We start from the raw sequence: 14,443 nt of genomic DNA, 5'->3' as shown, positions 1-14,443 counted from the left end.
GTTTTAGGTATTCATTTTTCCAAACTAGTCGTGATGCCACAATCGCTTTTGCTTGGGCCTTAGGAACTCAACGGTAAGGTCATCAGTAGTGGCGTGCCAATGCTGTGCGCCAGTATGGGTAGTTTCAAGAAGTGGAATTTGATTGTCTCGATATCGCTCTCTCACAACGCTATGTGGATGCCCGTATCGGTTTCGATATCCGTGCTGAGAAAATGCCGCAGTTGGCTGAATGGCATCTAGCCATATCTGTGATGACGATGTTTTACTACCGTGATGCGGAGCCATTGCGACCACTTTGTTGGGCTTTTGGTAGCCCATCTCCTCTAGACGTCGAGCATGCTCATGCTCTCCTCGTTTTTCAATATCGCCTGTTAACCAAAAACTCGTGTTGTTATTTCGGATTTCCAGCACACAACTGTTTTCATTAGGCTTTCCTCGGTGCGTATTTGCTTTAAAGCTTACTTCCTCAGACGGATGCCAAACTTTAAAGTCCACGCCATCCCATTGCCATTCTTGACCAAACTGACAGGGCAGCGCTGGTATGGATGATTGTTTAACATCATTCATTAAGGGATGATGCTCTGGCATCGTGCCTAAGAATGATTCGATCTGTAGGCTCTTCATTAGTGTGCTGGCGCCAGCAATGTGATCTAAGTCTTTATGGCTTATGACCAAGCGATCCAATCGATTAATTCCCTCTCCACGAAAGTACGGTAGCAATACCCGCTCCCCAGCATTGTCGTTTTTTCCGGAAAGTGGGCCAGCATCATATAAGAGCCGATGCGATCTTGTCTCAATGAGGACTGCGGTGCCCTGCCCAATATCAAATACATATGCTTTAAATTGACCATGATTGATCGTATGGGTCGCCTGCCAAAATAATGGGGCACAAAGGGCAAGTCCCACAATCCGACTCATCAGATGACTTGCCATCGGACCCGGACGAATATGCCAATAGATCCCTAAAAACGATAAAGCCATTGCCCAGAGGGTCGGTTGGCGGGACCAATGGACTGCCCAGTCAAATTTTGCAAGCCAATTTAGGTACTTCGCCGTACATTCCATTGCTCCATGTGCAAGATGGAGAAGGATTGGCGCAAACCACTCAGGAAGAATCGCGCCAGCAATTGCCAAGGGCGTAACAATAAAACTAATCGCCGGGATTGCTAGCGCATTGGCGAATGGCGACACGATGGATACCTGGTAAAACCAATATAAAGTGCACGGTATCAACGCAATGGTCACAATCCATTGCAAGCGGCAGGATTCAAAAAAGGCTTGTTTGAGTCGTTCGAGTCGACTGCGCTCCCACTCACTCCCATTCGGGATGCCAATGAGACTTGATGAGGAGCCCATTCCATACAAAATGATTGCTACCGCTCCAAACGACAACCAGAATCCTGGGGTGTAAGAAGCCATAGGATCAATCACCAGAACCAGCAAGAGGGCAATCCACCAAATATCAAAGGCGCGTGGAATTCTGGAGGTCCAGAGCGCAAAAGCCACGATTCCAACCATGTAGAGCGTTCGTTGGGCGGGAATTTGAAATCCAGCTAACCATGCGTATAAAAACGCAGTCAACAACCCAGTGGCAGCTGCAACTTTTTGCACAGGAATGATGAGCGGCCATTCACGACGTCGCCATACCCAAGCCCCCAGCATGGCACCCAATCCAGAGAGCATCGTGACATGTAAGCCCGATATGGAGATTAAGTGGCCGACACCGGTGGCATTAAATACCCGCCAATCGGATTGCGCAATGGCATTTTGATCGCCAATCACTAAGGCAATTAATACCCCAACATAGGGAGCAGAAGGCTCAAGAGCCGCTTTGATCTTATTACGAAGTCGCCAGCGTTGATACTCGATGGCTGTTTTTAATGAAATCCATCGGGATTCTTGAATTCGCTTACCCGACCTAACTGAACCATGTGCTCCAAAGCCTTGATGAAACATCCATCGTTCAAAATCAAATCCATGGTCATTCATTAAGGTATGTGGTCTTTTGAGTTTGACAACAAATTGCCACTCTTCACCCGGAGCGAGCTCTGGAATCAAACGATTTTTTTGCCATGCCCCACTCCAACTCAAGTAGATTTTTCTTGGCAAGGTCTCAGATTGAACATCATTCCAGTCAACTACATCAAAGGCAAAGCGCTGATGTTGATGATCACCACTAGGTAGTTGATCGACATATCCCCGTATCGTTAATTCTTGATCTTCAAGAGAAATTGGTAAGGGCGATGCAAGTCTCTCCTTTGCATAATGAAAGTGATAGCCCCATCCCAATAATGCTAGAGCTAGTGATACTGCGAAGAACGAGAGAATGCGATTGCGATCTCGCAAATAATAGCTAATGATCAGAAAAAAGATTCCAGAAATAATGCTTACTTCTGGGCCGTGATTTGGTAATTTGGCTAAAAAGAGAAAAGCCGACCCTCCGGCAATCCATGCCGTAATTGCGATGCGTAGCACGTTATTGGTTCAGAAGTTGGCCCCAGCGCGGTAGGGCCTGACTTACATTGTGAATGACGGCTTCTGAAAGAGAGTTTGGCTGGACACCGCGGATTTCTGCCAACACCTGCGCAATACGAGGTAAAAATGCGGGCTCATTACGACGCCCTTGTTCGGAGCGTAACCATGCTGGTGGAATATCTGGCGAATCGGTCTCGGTCACGATCACATCAAGTGGCAGTTCTTGAACAAGCCGGCGAATTTGTAAAGCACGCTCATAGGTCGCTGCGCCTCCAAAACCCAATTTGAATCCTAAATCTATAAATTGCTGAGCCTGCTGAAAACTGCCATTAAATGCATGGGCAATTCCGCCACTAATGGTTCGTTGACGAAGCGCCTTCAAAATCATGTCTTGTGAACGACGGACATGCAAGATCACCGGCAGTTGATAGTGTTGGGCCAGATCTAGTTGCGCATGAAAAAAGAGGGCTTGTCGATGTGGATCCAACTCAGCGACAAAATAATCGAGGCCAATTTCTCCAATTCCGACAAAGTGAGGATCATTTTTAGCATTGGCTACCGCAGCCTCTAGCGTTTTTAGATCACCTTCACTAGCGTGATCGGTATATAGCGGATGAATGCCAAGGGTATAGACTAAATACGGAATCTCATGCTTAAACCGATGGGTAAGCTCTTGAACAGTCTCAAAATCCTGAGCTCGTACCGCAGGCAATAAGATACCAGCTACGCCAGCGTGTTTTGCACGCTCTACGATGCTCTCGATATCACTCAAAAATTCTGGGGCATCGAGGTGGCAATGGGTATCAAGCCACATCGATCACTATTCCCCAAATGGCTCGAGTACGCCGCGGGTCAAGCGCAAAATACGATCGCACCGTTTTGCCCGAACGGGATCATGGGTCACGATCAAAAATCCGGTGCCCTGCTCTTTAGCAATATCGAGCATTAAATCGAATACCCGATCAGCAGTCTCCGTATCCAAGTTACCCGTTGGCTCGTCGGCCAACACACAATCGGGTTTTCCAACTAAAGCACGCGCTACCGCAACCCGTTGACGCTCACCCCCCGATAACTCCGCTGGGGTGTGATGCAAGCGCGCTCCTAAACCAACCGCATCCAATAAAACCTGTGCTGGGGCTTGAGCATCCTCCTGACTTAAACCTCTAATGCGTAAAGGTAAGGCGACATTCTCAAGCGCTGTTAATTCATCAAGCAGATGATGAAACTGGTACACAAAGCCTAAATGTTGATTACGAATCCGATCAAGCTCCTTCGGACTCATCCGATTGAGTAATTGACCGGCCAACTCCACCTCACCAGCACTAGCTGTATCCAATCCTCCCAAGAGATGGAGCAAAGTACTTTTACCTGAGCCGGAGGATCCCACAATGGCAACCTTCTCGGCTGGACTTAGCTCCAAATCGACTGCTTTCAGTACCTCCACCGCATTCAAACCTGCGCCATAGGTTTTTGCAAGATGAGAGGCTTTGAGAACTGGTTTACTCATAGCGCAATGCCTCGGCTGGTTTAACCTGTGCCGCCCTTCGGCTTGGGTAAATCGTTGCAAGAATCGATAGAACAAATGCCATGATTCCCACCTTTAGCACGTCATCGAGACGCACATCCGATGGCAACTGACTAATGAAGTAAATATCTCTGGGCAAGAACTGGACTCGGAAAAGAGTCTCAATAAACGGCACGATCACGTCAATATTGAGGGCAATGAGTAATCCAAACGCCACCCCGAGCAGCGAGCCCAATAAACCAATTGCCAAACCTTGAACTAAGAATATTCGTTGTACCAGTCCCGCACTCGCTCCCATGGTTCGCAAAATTGCAATATCTGCCTGCTTATCCGTCACCGTCATTACTAGAGTGGAAACTAAGTTAAATGCTGCTACTGCAATAATTAAGGTCAAGATAATGAACATCATTTTTTTCTCGGTTTGGACTGCAGCAAACCAATTACGATTTGAGCGTGACCAATCACTGACCCAAAGCGCTTGCGGTACCACCTGGGCTAAGCGCACAGCAATTTCAGGGGCCTTTTGCATATCATCGACCTTCACTCGCAAACCAGTTGGGTCGGTCATTCGTAATAAGGCAGCGGCGTCTTTCCAGTGCATGACTGCCAAAGTACTATCGTATTCATAATGGCCACTATCGACCATGCCAACAACCTGAAGAGCCCTCATTCGGGGCATCATTCCAGCAGGGGTTAAGTCACCTTCTGGAACTAATAGGTTTACACGATCACCAACCCGCACACCAAGCGTGCCTGCCAGTTGCGTTCCAAGAACAACCCCAAATTGCCCGGGCTTCAGATCGCTGATTGAACCCACAATCAATTGCTTGGGTAGATCGGATACTCGACTCTCTAAAGCTGGATCAACCCCGCGAAGAACAACCCCGCGCATCGATTCAGCTCGGGAGAGAAGACCTTGAGAACTCACCATCGGGGCAACCCCTAGAACATGAGCTTGCTTTGCGAGTGTCTCGGCGAGCGGTTCCCAGTCAGATAAACCATTCGGGGAAGTGATCTCAATATGCGAGAGAACCGAAAGCATGCGGTCTCGCACCTCTTTCTGAAATCCATTCATAACTGAGAGCACCACAATTAGGGCTGCAACCCCAAGCGCGATCCCCGCCATAGAGATCCCAGAAATAAAGGATAGAAACCCATCGCGCTGACCAACGGCCTTCCTACGCCGCGAGCGAGTGTACTTTAGGCCAATCTCCAGTTCAATCGGAATCTTCCACATCTTCACAGTTTAAGCAATTGGCACCACCTACTGAGCAAGTTGAGTAATTGCCACCTAAAATTAGGGTCATGAGTCAACAAATTAACATTCTTCTTTCCGGGGAGGATCAGCTCAACCATGACATTGCGTATGCACCCAAGGCCCTGCCGCATGAGCGCTATCTGATTGGCGACTCCTTTGCTCTTGGCAGCGTTCTTCATGCAAATCCAAATGATCAAATTCAACTGTGTATTGAACCAGTTCATTTACATGCGACGCGCGATCATCTTGTCCTGCTTCCACTATCAGAGTTATCGATACCCACTGATGAAATCATGATCTTGATGGAAGAGGCAAATACCATTCTGAATGAAGAAGGAATTATTCCAATCTCGCGTAGTCCAAATGCTTGGATTTATGCTGCAAACGATTATGAATCACTCTACACCCACAGCGTTGCGCAGGCTACAGGGCGCAATATCGATTGGTGGCTTCCAAAAGATACCGTTGTATCAGGTTTAGCTAAATGTTGGCGCAGGATTCAGAATGAGATCCAAATGCGCTGGCATATTCACCCCATCAATGAGGCGCGGGAGGCGCAAGGATTACCCCGGATTAATTCGGTATGGGTCTACGGGATTGGTAAAGCAACCGATATTACTTATTCGCCTGAATTAACCAATGCAACTCAAATGATTAGTGATCATCCCTGGATGACATCGATTGCTGCACAGTGTGGCATCCCTCTTTTGAGCTCTGAGTCTATTCAATGGGAACAACAAGCAAGTAATACCTTTGTATGGTTAAAGCATATTGATAAGCAATGGCCTCGCTTGATCCAAGCAATGCTTGAGTCCGACCTTGAAATTACCTTAATTGATTTTCCCGGCAGCATTCGCAAACGCACGCTCCGAGCCAAAGACTATCGGGGCCCTGCATGGAAGTTTTGGTATAAAAATCAGCCACCGACCTGGGAAGAATTACAGGCATGAGTATTTTTAGCCAACGCACCTATCCAAATGAAATTACTGCGAGCTTAGAAGGGCATGGCATTGATCCACTCTTTGCCCGCTTATACGCTGCTCGAGGCATTCAGGATTACTCAGATCTAAGTCTTGAGGCGAAGCATTTACTACCGCCCTCTTCACTCAAGGAATGTGAGATAGCGGCGAGATTATTGGCCGATGCAATCAGCGCAAAACGACCGATGGTGATTGTCGCTGATTACGACTGTGATGGCGCAACCGCCTGTGCCGTTGGGATGCGAGGATTACGGATGCTGGGGGCATCTGACGAGCAATTGGGTTACCTGGTTCCAAATCGCTTCACGATGGGATATGGGCTAACCCCAGAGGTGGTTGATATGGCACTTGAACTCAATCCAAGACCATCGCTCTTAATTACGGTTGATAACGGGATTGCTAGCCATCAAGGAATTGACTATGCCAAGACACACGGCATCGATGTTCTGGTTACCGATCACCATCTACCCAGCGATCAGCTGCCAAACGCACTTGCAATCGTCAATCCCAATCAGCCGGAGTGTGCGTTTTCAAGTAAGGCGCTGGCGGGTGTTGGGGTGATGTTTTATATTTTGATTGCCTTACGCACCCTATTACGAGAACGAGGTGTATTTACAGTCGAGACTCAACCAAAACTCGAGCAGCTCTTTAGCTTGGTAGCACTTGGCACGGTTGCAGACGTTGCCCAACTCGATCGCAATAACCGTATTTTGGTCTCACAAGGTCTTAGAAAAATACGTCAGGGTCTCGCGCCAGCAGGATTGCTGGCCTTATTTGAGGTAGCCGGGCGAGATCCCAGGTCTGCCAGCCCCTTTGATCTAGGATTTGCAATTGGGCCTCGCTTAAATGCAGCTGGTCGCTTAGCCGATATGAGCTTAGGAATTCAATTACTGCTATGTGACGATCAGGTTCGCGCAACATCGCTTGCACAGGAACTTGATCGGATTAATCGAGAGCGGCGCGTGATCGAGTCCGGCATGCAAGAATCCGCGCTTGCGAGCCTTGCTAATTTATCCGTTAATGAACAACCAGCACTCTGCTTATGGCATCCTGATTGGCATCAGGGTGTAGTGGGCATTGTTGCCTCGCGACTAAAGGAACGCTTCAATCGCCCAACGATTGTTTTTGCACCTGCGGATGATGATTCTGGTACTCGATTGCTGCGTGGTTCCGGTCGATCGATTCAGGGCTTTCATCTGCGTGATGCCCTTGACTTAGTTTCAAAAAAATACCCTGGGCTTATTTTGAAGTTTGGCGGCCATGCCATGGCAGCAGGCCTCACGATTCGCCAATCCGACTTTGATGACTTTGAAAATTACTTTCGAGAGATCAGCACTAGCCTACTCGGTGATGAAATTTTGCAAAGGCGCTGTATCCATGATGGCTCTTTGGATCCAGATCAATTCACCGTTGAAATTGCCGATCGCTTGATGCAAGAGATCTGGGGTCAAGGTTTTCCGCAACCGCTTTTCTATGGCAAATTTGAGGTGCTACAGCAGTCGCTGATGAAGGATAAGCACTTACGTCTTTTACTTCGCCCGATTGCGAATGATGAAAACCATACGCCCGTCGTATCGGCAGTTTGGTTTAATCGCACTCAAACGCTACCGCAACTCGCATTTCTAGCATTTCGTCTAGTGAGCGATCGTTTTCGTGACGAGGCCCGTATCCAACTGATCATTGAAGCCATCGATGACCCACTCCAATAGGCTCTTACCCGTATAATTCGCTCATGGAAGCCGAACAACTGAATCAAATTACCAACGCCTTCAAAGATCTCCTCGCTCGCGAGCAAGCCCTTCGGGGGTATCTTTGACTTTGATGCCAAAACAAACCGCCTAATTGAAGTCAATCGTATTTTGGAGGATCCCAAAATTTGGGATGATCCAAAACAAGCACAAGCCTTTGGGAAAGAAAAAAAGTTACTCGAAGGTGTAGTGAGTACCCTAACTGATTTACAGCAAAACATTATTAGCAGCATGGAACTAATGGATCTCGCTCGCGCCGAGAATGATTTGGATACCCTGCTATCCCTTGAAGCGGATGCTGGTGCTTATGAAAAAATTATTGCCGATCTCGAATTTAGGCGGATGTTCCATAATGAAATGGATCCTTGCAATTGCTTTATTGATATTCAGGCGGGGGCTGGCGGTACTGAAGCTTGTGATTGGGCCAGTATGCTGTATCGCCAATACCTCAAATACTGTGAGCGCAAAGGCTACAAAACAGAGATTTTGGAAGAGTCTGACGGTGATGTCGCCGGCATTAAAAGCGCCACGATTAAGGTTGATGGGGAATATGCGTATGGTCATCTCCGCTCCGAAACGGGTGTGCACCGCTTAGTCCGTAAATCACCGTTTGACTCCTCTGGCGGTCGCCATACCTCATTTGCCAGTATTTATGTGTACCCCGAGATTGATGACTCGATCGAGATTGAAATCAATCCTGCCGATATTCGTACTGATACCTATCGCGCTTCTGGTGCTGGCGGTCAACACATTAATAAGACTGACTCTGCAGTTCGACTCACACATATTCCAACAGGCATTGTGGTGCAGTGTCAAAATGATCGCAGCCAGCATCGCAACCGGGCTGAGGCAATGAGCATGCTCAAGTCACGCTTATATGAACATGAGATGCGTAAACGACGTGCCGAGCAAGACAAGTTAGAGGCCAGCAAAACCGATGTTGGTTGGGGACATCAAATCCGCTCTTACGTACTTGATCAAAGTCGTATTAAAGATTTACGAACCAATGTTGAGATCTCCAATACCCAGAAAGTCTTGGATGGTGATCTTGACGCATTTATTGAGGCCAGCCTTAAACAGGGCGTGTAAGATTCTGCTATGAGTAACTTAGACCAACAAGACCCACCGATTCCAGCGCAAGATGAAAATCACATCATTGCCGAGCGGCGTGAGAAATTAGCAAAGCTACGCCAAGCAGGAATTGCATACCCCAATGACTTTGTTCCAACTCACTTGGCGGCTGACCTTCATCAGCATTACGACTCATTTAATAAAGAAGAATTAACCAGCAAGCGTATTCATGTCAAAGTTGCCGGCCGGATGGTTCTAAAGCGAGTGATGGGTAAAGCCAGCTTCGCGACCATTCAAGATCGCAGTGGTCAAATTCAGTTTTATATCAGTGATGATGTCACCGGCGGTGAAGTTCATGCGGCATTTAAGCATTGGGATCTTGGTGACATTATTGCTGCCGAAGGCTATTTATTTAAAACGAACAAGGGTGAGTTATCGATTGAGTGCTCCACACTGAGACTTTTAAGCAAGTCTTTACGCCCCCTGCCCGATAAATTCCATGGGCTTGCCGATCAAGAATTGAAATATCGGCAACGCTATGTAGATCTGATTGTGAATTCAGATAGCCGAAATACGTTCTTAGCGCGTAGCAAAGTGATTACTTCGCTGCGTCGCCACATGACTGACGCACAGTTTATGGAAGTCGAGACGCCCATGCTCCATCCGATTCCTGGTGGCGCTGCAGCCAAACCATTTATTACCCACCATAATGCACTTGATATGCAAATGTTTTTGCGTATCGCTCCAGAGTTGTATCTAAAGCGTTTAATCGTGGGGGGGTTTGAACGCGTTTTTGAGATTAATCGTAATTTCCGCAATGAAGGTGTAAGTCCCCGCCATAACCCCGAGTTCACCATGATGGAGTTTTATGCGGCTTATACCGACTATCGGTGGCTCATGGATTTCACGGAGAACCTGATTCGCAGTGCAGCCATCGATGCCCAGGGGACCGCAACCCTGACCCACCAAGGTCGCCCACTGGATCTTGCCAAACCCTTTGACCGTCTGACCATTACCGAGGCGATCTTAAAGTACAGCCCTCTTTCGAAAAAATCCTACTCTGCTAATCAGCTAGAGGATCCTGAATTTATTCGCGGCGAGCTTAAAAAAGGTGGTGAAGACCTGAACTCTCCGCCACTAAAAAATGCTGGCTTGGGAGCCTTACAGCTTGCCTTATTTGAACTGGTGGCCGAAGAACATCTTTGGGATCCTACCTACATTATTGATTACCCCATCGAAGTAAGTCCCTTGGCGCGCGAGTCCGATACTCGTAAAGGAGTAACCGAGCGTTTTGAGCTTTTTATTACAGGCCGTGAAATTGCAAATGGTTTCTCAGAACTAAATGATGCCGAGGATCAGGCTGAGCGCTTTCGAAAGCAAGTCGCCCAAAAGGATGCTGGCGACGAAGAGGCCATGTATTTTGACCACGACTTCATTCGGGCCCTTGAATATGGCATGCCCCCTACCGGAGGCTGCGGTATTGGCATCGATCGATTAGTCATGCTGCTCACCGACGTACCCAATATTCGTGATGTGATCCTGTTTCCGCATTTACGTCGGGAAGACGAATAAACTTACCGCTCTTTTAAGCGGGAACTTTTGGAAACCCGCTCGTAAAAGCCGTCTGGCTTATTTTTGACCCACTCAATAAAGCGCTGCATTTGCGGATGTTGGCGAATTGCATCCGCAGAGTTCAAACGCTTCGCTAACTCCGTCTCGGTAAATAAAGCGTGGATCTGACGATGGCAGATTCGGTGCAAATACTGCGTCTCCTTGCCACCCTTAGAGCGTGGAATCAGATGATGCGCATCCATTTGTGCAGAAGGAATCTCACGCTCGCAAATAGGGCAAATAATTGGATTAGAGCTGACTGATGCCGCTTCGATTGAATCAATTTGCTTTTGGCGAATCCGACCCAACATAAAATTTAGGGCTAATGATTTTCTTTGGCGTGATTGATCGAATATTTAGGGATTTCAATCACCAAATCCGTTTTAGCCACGATGGCCTGACACGACAGACGGGACTGTGGCGACAGACCCCAGGCGCGATCAAGCATATCCTCTTCGTTTTCATCGGGCTCATTAAGACTCGCAAAGCCTTCGCGCACAATGACATGACACGTGGTGCAAGCGCACACCATATCGCACGCATGTTCAATTTCAATATCATTGGCAAGCAAGGTCTCACAAATACTGGTTCCTGGCTCGGCTTCAATCACTGCGCCATCAGGACAATATTCAGAATGTGGCAACACAACAATTTGGGTCATTACATTATTCTCAAGAGTTAAATTTCAGCAACATTTTTTCCTGTCAGTGCACGCTGAATGCTCGCATTCATACGTTTTTCGGCAAACGGATCGGTGGTCTTGGCGGCTTTTTCAATCGCTTTACGCAACATATCGCTGCTTGTTTCGGATTCTAAAAGTGCCTGCAACTGAGTCATTTCCTTACGAATCAGGGCCCGCTCGACATCGGTTAGTAGATCACCATCCTCCTGCAGTGCTGCGCTTACTGCCTCTAATAAGCGCCTTGCCTCCACCTGCTCCTCGCGTAATGCGCGCGCGCGCATATCATCGCCTGCGGCCTGAAATCCATCTTGCAGCATGCGTGCAATCTCAGAATCATTGAGTCCATACGATGGCTTGATTTCAATGGATGCCTGAACCCCAGAACTTTGCTCGATCGCATGTACTGATAAAAGCCCATCTGCGTCCACTTGAAACGTGACACGAATCCGCGCAGCACCAGCAACCATTGGAGGAATACCCTTAAGCTCAAATCGCCCCAGGGATCGGCAAGCATCGACGACCTCACGCTCCCCCTGCACAATATGGAGCGATAAACCGGTCTGACCATCTTTAAAGGTCGTGAAATCTTGTGCCCTGGCAACCGGAATTGGCGTATTGCGCGGAATAATTTTTTCTACGAGTCCACCCATGGTTTCCAAACCAAGGGATAGCGGGATAACATCAAGTAATAACCACTCATTGTTCTTGCTTTGATTGCCCGCTAGAAGATCGGCCTGCATTGCTGCGCCAAGGGCAACTACCTGATCGGGATCAAGGTTATTTAAGGGCTGGGTCTTAAAAAATGCCCCGACTGCAGTTTGCACTTGCGGCATTCGAGTGGCGCCGCCAACCATCACAACACCCTTCACCTCACCTACTTGGAGTTGAGCATCTCGCAGTGCTTTACGAACCGAAACCATGGTCTTATCCACCAATGGCTTTGTAAGCACTCCGAACTGATCGCGAGTCAGAATTAGGGAGATGGATTGTCCGTTCATGAGGGTGAGCTCAATAAGGGTCTCGGTCACATTGCTTAACTCTTCTTTGGCACGCTTGGCTGCGCTCAGTAGCGCTCGCTGATCCCTAGGCTCAAGGTTTATCAGCTTAGCTTCTTCAATAACCCAGTCATACACTGATCGATCAAAGTCATCACCGCCCAAGGCAGAATCTCCGCCAGTGGATAAAACTTCAAACACGCCCTTACTCATTCGCAAAATCGAGATATCAAAGGTTCCGCCGCCAAGATCATAGACGGCATAAATACCCTCGGAGGCATTATCTAGGCCGTACGCAATCGCAGCCGCTGTGGGCTCGTTTAATAGCCGCAGGACGTGGAGCCCGGCAAGCTTGGCAGCGTCTTTCGTGGCCTGACGTTGGGCATCATCAAAATAAGCGGGAACTGTGATTACCGCCCCGACGATTTCATCTTGCACAGAATCCTCGGCCAGTTGTCGTAATCGTGCCAAGATCTCTGCACTCACTTCCACTGGGCTTTTATCCCCTGCGACGGTTCGTAACTTGACCATGCCAGGCTCATCAATCAATGCATACGGAAAGTCTTGTTGTCTGAAATCATTTAAGCCGCGTCCCATGAAACGCTTTACCGAGACAATGGTATTTTTTGGATCCTCGATCACGTGAGCCAAAGCCTCAAATCCGCCTTGCGTGCCGCCATTTGGTAAATACCGAATCACCGATGGAAATAGAGCCTGACCAGCAGCATCCGTTAAGACTTTGGGTAAGGCATCACGAACGACCGCAACTAAGGAGTTGGTTGTTCCCAAATCAATACCAATAGCCACCTTACGCTCATGGGGCGCGAGTGCCATTCCAGGTTCAGCGATTTGCAATAAGGCCATATTCGTTTGTCTTAGACCAGTTGCGCGATTGCATCATCGAGCTCGGTAGAAAATTTATTGATAAAGAGTAGGCCTCGGAGGATATCCACCGCCTGGGTATATGCCGATTGCTCAAACGCATCGTTGAGTTCCAACAAGGAATCATGACGTGATTGTTCAACTTCGGTAGCAAGGCGCTCCAGAGCCTCTAAATCATCAGCGTGATCATCCAGTGCTTCACGCCACTCCATTTGTTTCATCAAGAACTGGGCTGGCATCGCAGTATTCGTTTCTAGATTTGCCTCAACACCATGAAGCTGGCATAGGTAGAGGCCGCGCGCGATGGGGTCTTTCAGGGTTCGGTAAGCGCCATTGGCATAGGTTGCCATTTGCATCGCCAACCGTTGCTCGGCATCAGATCCCGAGGCGTGACGGTCGGGGTGAACTTCTTTTTGAATTGCTAAATAAGCTTGATCCAATGCCGACGTATCAAATACGAATCGGGGAGTAAGGCCAAAAAAAGTGAAGTAGTTGTCAGACGCGGAAAGATTCGCCACAACCACACTCATCTTTCACATTGGGATTCTGAAACTTAAAACCTTCGTTTAAGCCCTCACGGACAAAATCAAGCTCAGTACCATCGATATAGGTCAGGCTCTTTGGGTCAACAAAAATCTTGATGCCGTGAGATTCAAACACTTGATCTTCTGGTGCCGCTTCATCAACATACTCCAATTGATAAGCAAGGCCTGAACATCCGGTGGTGCGCACACCCAAGCGCAAACCACAGCCCTTGCCGCGCTTTTGCAAACTGCGGTTGACGTGGTTAGCGGCTTTTTCAGTCAGGGTGATGGACATGGTGATTTTTATTTAACAGAATGCTTATCTTTGTAATCTTTTACTGCTGCCTTAATGGCATCTTCAGCCAAGATCGAGCAATGAATTTTCACGGGTGGCAATGACAACTCTTGAGCAATTTGGGAGTTCTTAATCTCCAAAGCTTGATCAAGCGTTTTACCTTTTACCCATTCTGTCACCAATGAGGAGGATGCAATCGCAGAACCGCAACCATAGGTCTTGAATTTTGCATCTTCAATGACGCCATGATCGTTTACGCGAATTTGCAATTTCATCACGTCGCCACATGCGGGCGCACCAACCATTCCCGTGCCAACCTGCTCGTCACCCTTCGCAAAGGAGCCAACGTTTCGGGGGTTTTCATAATGATCGATTACTTTATCGCTATATGCCATTT

14 protein-coding genes are annotated in these 14,443 nt (G+C 48.0%); 4 read left to right on the top strand and 10 right to left on the bottom strand.

The window, feature by feature from the left end:
• Positions 1 to 24 precede the first annotated feature (24 nt).
• Genes AOC32_RS02965 through AOC32_RS02950 form a run of 4 tightly spaced genes read right to left on the bottom strand, consistent with a single transcriptional unit; the run spans position 25 to position 5,237 of the window.
• A complete protein-coding gene (locus AOC32_RS02965; protein WP_108508062.1) occupies positions 25 to 2,475 on the bottom strand; it encodes a DNA internalization-related competence protein ComEC/Rec2 in 2,451 nt (816 codons plus the stop codon).
• Between the two features lies 1 nt (position 2,476).
• Complete coding sequence (locus AOC32_RS02960; RefSeq protein WP_108508061.1) at positions 2,477 to 3,289, bottom strand: TatD family hydrolase; 813 nt, start codon at positions 3,287 to 3,289, stop codon at positions 2,477 to 2,479.
• A gap of 6 nt (positions 3,290 to 3,295) precedes the next feature.
• Positions 3,296 to 3,982, bottom strand: a complete 687-nt coding sequence (locus AOC32_RS02955; RefSeq protein ID WP_108508060.1) for an ABC transporter ATP-binding protein — start codon at positions 3,980 to 3,982, stop codon at positions 3,296 to 3,298.
• Positions 3,975 to 5,237 carry a lipoprotein-releasing ABC transporter permease subunit gene (locus tag AOC32_RS02950; RefSeq protein WP_108508059.1) on the bottom strand — a complete coding sequence of 421 codons (1,263 nt, stop codon included), beginning with the start codon at positions 5,235 to 5,237 and terminating at the stop codon, positions 3,975 to 3,977. The genes AOC32_RS02955 and AOC32_RS02950 overlap by 8 nt, the downstream gene beginning before the upstream one ends.
• A 68-nt stretch (positions 5,238 to 5,305) precedes the next feature.
• Between AOC32_RS02950 and AOC32_RS02945 the strand changes: the two genes are divergently transcribed.
• The 4 genes from AOC32_RS02945 (at position 5,306) to lysS (ending at position 10,629) form a co-directional block, all read left to right on the top strand.
• Positions 5,306 to 6,208, top strand: coding sequence for a hypothetical protein (locus AOC32_RS02945; RefSeq protein WP_108508058.1), 903 nt, complete (start codon positions 5,306 to 5,308; stop codon positions 6,206 to 6,208).
• The gene (gene recJ / locus AOC32_RS02940) at positions 6,205 to 7,947 is read left to right on the top strand and encodes a single-stranded-DNA-specific exonuclease RecJ (protein WP_108508057.1); all 1,743 of its coding nucleotides are present in this window, start codon (positions 6,205 to 6,207) and stop codon (positions 7,945 to 7,947) included. Before AOC32_RS02945 ends, recJ begins: the two co-directional genes overlap by 4 nt.
• A gap of 23 nt (positions 7,948 to 7,970) precedes the next feature.
• Positions 7,971 to 9,075, top strand: a protein-coding gene (gene prfB / locus AOC32_RS02935; protein WP_108508056.1) for a peptide chain release factor 2 whose coding sequence is annotated in 2 segments (ribosomal slippage) — positions 7,971 to 8,051 and positions 8,053 to 9,075 — 1,104 coding nt in all. Because the reading frame shifts where the segments join, the coding sequence is not laid out codon by codon here.
• Between the two features lie 9 nt (positions 9,076 to 9,084).
• On the top strand, positions 9,085 to 10,629 hold the full coding sequence (gene lysS / locus AOC32_RS02930) for a lysine--tRNA ligase (protein WP_108508055.1): 1,545 nt from the start codon (positions 9,085 to 9,087) through the stop codon (positions 10,627 to 10,629).
• Between the two features lie 2 nt (positions 10,630 to 10,631).
• Here the strand turns inward: lysS and AOC32_RS02925 are convergent, their stop codons facing one another.
• From AOC32_RS02925 to iscU, 6 genes are read right to left on the bottom strand one after another with little or no spacing between them, the layout of a single operon-like run.
• Positions 10,632 to 10,979, bottom strand: a complete 348-nt coding sequence (locus AOC32_RS02925; RefSeq protein ID WP_108508054.1) for an HNH endonuclease — start codon at positions 10,977 to 10,979, stop codon at positions 10,632 to 10,634.
• 11 nt (positions 10,980 to 10,990) lie between these two features.
• Positions 10,991 to 11,329 carry an ISC system 2Fe-2S type ferredoxin gene (fdx, locus tag AOC32_RS02920; protein WP_108508053.1) on the bottom strand — a complete coding sequence of 113 codons (339 nt, stop codon included), beginning with the start codon at positions 11,327 to 11,329 and terminating at the stop codon, positions 10,991 to 10,993.
• A gap of 17 nt (positions 11,330 to 11,346) precedes the next feature.
• Positions 11,347 to 13,209 carry a Fe-S protein assembly chaperone HscA gene (gene hscA / locus AOC32_RS02915; protein WP_108508052.1) on the bottom strand — a complete coding sequence of 621 codons (1,863 nt, stop codon included), beginning with the start codon at positions 13,207 to 13,209 and terminating at the stop codon, positions 11,347 to 11,349.
• 11 nt (positions 13,210 to 13,220) lie between these two features.
• On the bottom strand, positions 13,221 to 13,745 hold the full coding sequence (hscB, locus tag AOC32_RS02910) for a Fe-S protein assembly co-chaperone HscB (RefSeq protein WP_234409790.1): 525 nt from the start codon (positions 13,743 to 13,745) through the stop codon (positions 13,221 to 13,223).
• Positions 13,723 to 14,046 carry an iron-sulfur cluster assembly protein IscA gene (gene iscA / locus AOC32_RS02905; protein WP_108508050.1) on the bottom strand — a complete coding sequence of 108 codons (324 nt, stop codon included), beginning with the start codon at positions 14,044 to 14,046 and terminating at the stop codon, positions 13,723 to 13,725. The genes hscB and iscA overlap by 23 nt, the downstream gene beginning before the upstream one ends.
• Positions 14,047 to 14,054: 8 nt before the next feature.
• On the bottom strand, positions 14,055 to 14,441 hold the full coding sequence (iscU, locus tag AOC32_RS02900) for a Fe-S cluster assembly scaffold IscU (RefSeq protein ID WP_108508049.1): 387 nt from the start codon (positions 14,439 to 14,441) through the stop codon (positions 14,055 to 14,057).
• Positions 14,442 to 14,443: the final 2 nt, after the last annotated feature.

It is taken from the genome of Polynucleobacter acidiphobus (assembly GCF_003065385.1).
GTDB lineage: Bacteria > Pseudomonadota > Gammaproteobacteria > Burkholderiales > Burkholderiaceae > Polynucleobacter > Polynucleobacter acidiphobus.
Note: the sequence above shows the minus strand (reverse complement) of the source record. Positions and strands in the feature narration are given on the sequence as shown.